The 4,849-nt window shown below is 66.3% G+C and carries 5 protein-coding genes; 4 read left to right on the top strand and 1 reads right to left on the bottom strand.

Annotated elements, in window-relative coordinates; genetic code table 11:
- From ACQKDV_RS18305 to ACQKDV_RS18290, 4 genes are all read left to right on the top strand, one after another.
- On the top strand, nt 1–922 hold a 922-nt coding region (locus ACQKDV_RS18305), incomplete at its 5' end, for a type IV pilus twitching motility protein PilT (protein ID WP_427785660.1).
- A 94-nt stretch (nt 923–1,016) separates the two neighbouring features.
- Complete coding sequence (locus ACQKDV_RS18300) at nt 1,017–2,168, top strand: PilT/PilU family type 4a pilus ATPase (protein ID WP_427785658.1); 1,152 nt, start codon at nt 1,017–1,019, stop codon at nt 2,166–2,168.
- 86 nt (nt 2,169–2,254) lie between these two features.
- On the top strand, nt 2,255–2,599 hold the full coding sequence (locus tag ACQKDV_RS18295) for a hypothetical protein (RefSeq protein WP_427785656.1): 345 nt from the start codon (nt 2,255–2,257) through the stop codon (nt 2,597–2,599).
- A 91-nt stretch (nt 2,600–2,690) separates the two neighbouring features.
- On the top strand, nt 2,691–3,674 hold the full coding sequence (locus ACQKDV_RS18290; protein ID WP_427785654.1) for an aldo/keto reductase: 984 nt from the start codon (nt 2,691–2,693) through the stop codon (nt 3,672–3,674).
- An 87-nt stretch (nt 3,675–3,761) separates the two neighbouring features.
- On the opposite strand, the gene ACQKDV_RS18285 is transcribed toward ACQKDV_RS18290, so the two are convergent.
- The gene (locus ACQKDV_RS18285; RefSeq protein WP_427785652.1) at nt 3,762–4,658 is read right to left on the bottom strand and encodes a LysR substrate-binding domain-containing protein; all 897 of its coding nucleotides are present in this window, start codon (nt 4,656–4,658) and stop codon (nt 3,762–3,764) included.
- Between the last annotated feature and the right edge of the window lie 191 nt (nt 4,659–4,849).

The following is a 4,849-nucleotide window of genomic DNA, read 5'->3' as shown; positions in this document are numbered from 1 at the left end:
CCCGGCCCTGGACCACAAACAGGTCCATGCGCTGGTGTACGACATCATGTCTGACAAGCAGCGGCGCGATTACGAGGAATTCCTCGAAGTCGACTTCTCGTTCGAGATCCCGTCGCTGGCCCGTTTCCGTGTCAATGCCTTCAACCAGAACCGCGGTGCCGGTGCGGTGTTCCGTACCATTCCCTCCGAGGTGCTCACCCTGGAGGATCTGGCGTGCCCGCCGCTGTTCCGCGAGGTCATCCAGCAGCCTCAGGGCCTGATCCTGGTGACCGGCCCGACCGGTTCGGGCAAGTCGACCACGCTGGCGGCGATGATCGACTACATCAACAAGAACGAATACGGCCACATCCTCACCGTCGAGGATCCGATCGAATTCGTGCACACCTCGCAGAAGTGCCTGATCAACCAGCGCGAAGTGCACCGCGATACGCACGGCTTCAACGAAGCACTGCGTTCGGCGCTGCGTGAGGATCCGGACATCATCCTGGTGGGCGAACTGCGCGACCTGGAAACCATCCGCCTGGCGCTGACCGCTGCGGAAACCGGCCACCTGGTGTTCGGCACCCTGCACACCAGCTCGGCGGCCAAGACCATCGACCGCATCATCGACGTGTTCCCGGCCGGCGAAAAGCCGATGGTGCGCTCGATGCTGTCCGAGTCGCTGCGTGCGGTCATTTCGCAGGCGCTGCTGAAGAAGGTCGGCGGCGGCCGTACCGCTGCCTGGGAAATCATGGTCGGCACCCCGGCCATCCGCAACCTGATCCGCGAGGACAAGGTCGCGCAGATGTACTCGGCCATCCAGACCGGCCAGCAGTACGGAATGATGACCCTGGACCAGCACCTGCAGGACCTGGTCAAGCGCAGCCTGATCACCCGCAACCAGGCGCGCGAATACGCCAAGGACAAGCGTCTGTTCGAGTAAGGCGGGGCAACGCCGGGGCGGCGTGCGCAAGCTGCCGTCCCCCTATGTCCAGTCCACCGACCGATCTCTGGCACATGCCCATTGGGAGCCCGCCATGAACAGCACCGCCAGTACTGCCAGCACCATCGATTTCACCTCCTTCCTCAAGCTGATGGCGCACCAGCGCGCCTCGGACCTGTTCATCACTGCGGGCATGCCGCCGGCGATCAAGGTCAACGGCAAGATCTCGCCGATCACGCAGACGCCGCTGACCCCGCAGCAAAGCCGCGACCTTGTCCTCAACGTGATGACCCCGGCCCAGCGCGAGGAATTCGAGAAGACCCACGAATGCAACTTCGCCATCGGCCTGTCCGGTGTCGGCCGCTTCCGCGTGAGCTGCTTCTACCAGCGCAACCAGGTCGGCATGGTGCTGCGCCGTATTGAAACGCGCATCCCGACCGTGGAAGAACTGAGCCTGCCGCCGATCATCAAGACGCTGGCGATGACCAAGCGCGGCATCATCCTCTTCGTGGGGGCCACCGGCACCGGCAAATCGACCTCGCTGGCGGCGATGATCGGTTACCGCAACCAGAACTCGACCGGCCACATCATCACCATCGAAGACCCGATCGAGTTCGTGCACAAGCACGAGGGCTGCATCATCACCCAGCGCGAAGTCGGCATCGATACCGACAGCTGGGAAGCGGCGCTGAAGAACACCCTGCGCCAGGCGCCGGATGTGATCATGATCGGCGAGGTGCGTACCCGCGAGGGCATGGACCACGCTATCGCCTTCGCCGAAACCGGCCACCTGGTGCTGTGCACGCTGCACGCCAACAACGCCAACCAGGCGATGGACCGCATCATCAACTTCTTCCCGGAAGACCGCCGCAACCAGCTGCTGATGGATCTGTCGCTGAACCTGAAGGGCGTGGTCGCGCAGCAGCTGATTCCCTCGCCCGATGGCCGTTCGCGCAAGGTGGCGATGGAGATCCTGCTGGGCACGCCGCTGGTGCAGGACTACATCCGCGACGGCGAGATCCACAAGCTCAAGGAGCTGATGAAGGAATCGGTGCAGCTGGGCATGAAGACCTTCGACCAGAGCCTGTTCGAGCTGTACCAGGCTGGCGAGATCAGCTACGAGGACGCGCTGCGTTACGCCGATTCGCAGAACGAAGTGCGCCTGCGCATCAAGCTCAGCCAGGGCGGCGATGCCCGCACCCTCTCGCAGGGCCTGGATGGCGTGGAGATTTCCGAGGTTCGTTGATCGCCGCGCCAGGGAGAGCCGGCCTGCTGTCCTGGGGCCGGTGGACATGGGCGCCATCGCCTGCCGGATACTCGTCCGGCCGCATCGTGCGTCGCTGGTTCGCCACGGCCATCGATTCCGTCGCGTTGGCGTTGATCCTCAGCGTTCCCGATGCCTTGCTGCGCGAGCCACTGGCCCAGATGTTGCTGGCCGTGTCGCTGCTGCCCGTGGCTTGTTTTCCGGTCATGGACACCCACCCGGGTGGTTTGCTCGGCAAGCGGGCCACCTGCACGCAGGTGGTGAACCCGCAGGGCGCGCGGCTGTCCCTACGTGCTGCTTCGCGAGGACATCGACCGCGTGCGCAGAGCGTCGCGCCCGGGTACCACGCAGGCGTGATGCCGTTGGCCCTGCCGCTCGCCCTCCCGGCGTTTGTGGCAGACGAAGCGGATTGATGAAATCCAGTCATGACCGACTGCCATCCAGGTCGTTCAATCCAGTGGGGGCAGGAGCGTATCGTCGTCGCTCCCCCTTTGGAGCATGACGATGCAGACACGTGAACTCGGCCGCAGTGGCCTGAAGGTTTCCGCCCTCGGCCTGGGCTGCATGGGCCTGAGCCACAGCTATGGGGCGCCGGTCGAGCAGGCCCAGGGCATCGCCCTGCTGCGCGCCGCCGTCGAACGCGGCGTGACGTTCTTCGATACCGCCGAGGTCTACGGCCCGTACACCAACGAGGAACTGGTGGGCCAAGCGCTCGCACCGTTCCGCGACAGGCTGGTGATCGCCACCAAGTTCGGCTTCAAGGACGCCCGCACCGATACCGGCCTGGACAGCCGCCCGGAAAACATCCGTGCCGTGGCCGAGGCCAGCCTCAAGCGCCTGCGCACCGACCACATCGATCTGTTCTACCAGCACCGCGTGGACCCGAACGTGCCGATCGAGGACGTGGCCGGCACCGTGCGCGACCTGATTGCCGAGGGCAAGGTCGGTCACTTCGGCCTGTCCGAGGCCAGTGCGGCGACGGTGCGTCGTGCGCATGCAGTGCAGCCGGTGGCCGCAGTGCAGAGCGAGTACTCGCTGTGGTGGCGTGAACCGGAACGCGAACTGCTGCCAACGCTGCAGGAGCTGGGGATCGGTTTCGTGCCTTTCAGCCCGCTTGGCCGTGGCTTCCTGACCGGCACCATCACCGCCGATACCACCTTCAGCGACAACGATTTCCGCAACACCGTGCCGCGGTTTGAAGTGGAAGCCCGCCGGGCCAACCAGGCGCTGGTGGATCGCATCGGCACCATTGCTGCTGCGCGTGGCGCGACCCCGGCGCAGGTGGCGTTGGCCTGGCTGCTGGCGCAGGCACCGTGGATCGTGCCGATCCCGGGCACGACCAAGCTCCATCGCCTGGAGGAGAACCTGGCCGCTGCCCACCTGGTGTTGTCCGCAGACGAACTGCAGCGCATCGCGCAGGTGCTGGAAGAAGTGTCGATCGTGGGCGAGCGCTACAACGCGCAGCGCGCGGCGCAGGTCAAGGGCTGATCTGCCCTGTTGAGGGTGCGGATTGTTGGTGGTGGGTGCGGACCGTTGGTGGTGGGTGCGGACCGTTGGTCCGCACTCCTCGGGTTTTCACCCCATCGGCCCGCGCAGCGCATCCAGCACCGTGCGCATGGCCACGCTGACGTGGCGGCGTGAGGGATAATAGGCGTAGTAGCCGTCGAAGGTCGGGCACCAGTCATCCAGCACCGACAGCAGGCGCCCCTGTTCCAGCAGCGCCAGCACCTGGTCTTCGGGCAGCCAGGCCAGGCCGCTGCCGGCCAGCGCGGCTTCGCGGGTCATGCCCATGCTGTTGAAGGTCCATTGCCCGCTGACGCGGACGCTCAGTTCGTTGCCATCCTGGCCGAAGTCCCACGGCATCAACCCGCCGTGCGTAGGCAGGCGCAGGGTGATGCAGTTGTGCGCGGCCAGCTCGTGGGGATGGCGCGGCACAGTGTGCTGGCGGAAGTAACCGGGCGCACCCACCACGCGCATGCGCAGCGGCGGGCTGATCGGCATCGCCACCATGTCGCGGGCCAGACGCTCGCCCAGGCGGATGCCGATGTCATAGCGTTCGGCGACGATGTCGGCCAGTGCGTAGTCGGCGGTCAGTTCGACGTTCAGATCGGGATACTGCTGCAGCAGCGGGGCGAGCCGTGGCCAGGCCAGGTATTCGGCGGCGTGGCCGGTGGCGTTGATGCGGATGGTGCCGGCGGGGCGCTCGCGGTACTCGGCCAGCGCGGCCAGTTCTTGCTCGATCTCGGCCAGGCGCGGGGCGAGGGTGTCCAGCAGGCGCGCGCCGGCTTCGGTGGTGGACACGCTGCGGGTGGTGCGGGTGAGCAGGCGTACGCCGAGGCGCTCTTCCAGGCTGCGCATGGCGTGGCTGAGGGCGGACTGTGAGACGCCGAGCTGGGCGGCGGCCTTGGTGAAGCTGCCCTGGCGGGCAACGTGGACGAAGGCCTGCAGGTCGTTGAGGTTTTCACGGGGCATGGGGGGATGATACGGCCGGGCTGCGCCCGGCACCTGCGGTAGGGCCGGCCGCTGGCCGGCAACCTCCAAATCTACGTCAAAAGCTGGCTTCCTGTGGGAGGCAGGGTGGCTCAGGTTCCGGGGGACGGCGCAAGTACCCCTCCGGGGCCCGGCCCAGCCGCTGGCGGCTGGGCGTTCGGGCGCTTGCGAAG

The organism is Stenotrophomonas sp. NPDC077659 (genome assembly GCF_050268705.1).
Taxonomy (GTDB): Bacteria; Pseudomonadota; Gammaproteobacteria; order Xanthomonadales; family Xanthomonadaceae; genus Stenotrophomonas.
The sequence above is the reverse complement of the archived record's forward strand: the minus strand, read 5'-3'. Positions and strand labels throughout refer to the sequence as shown.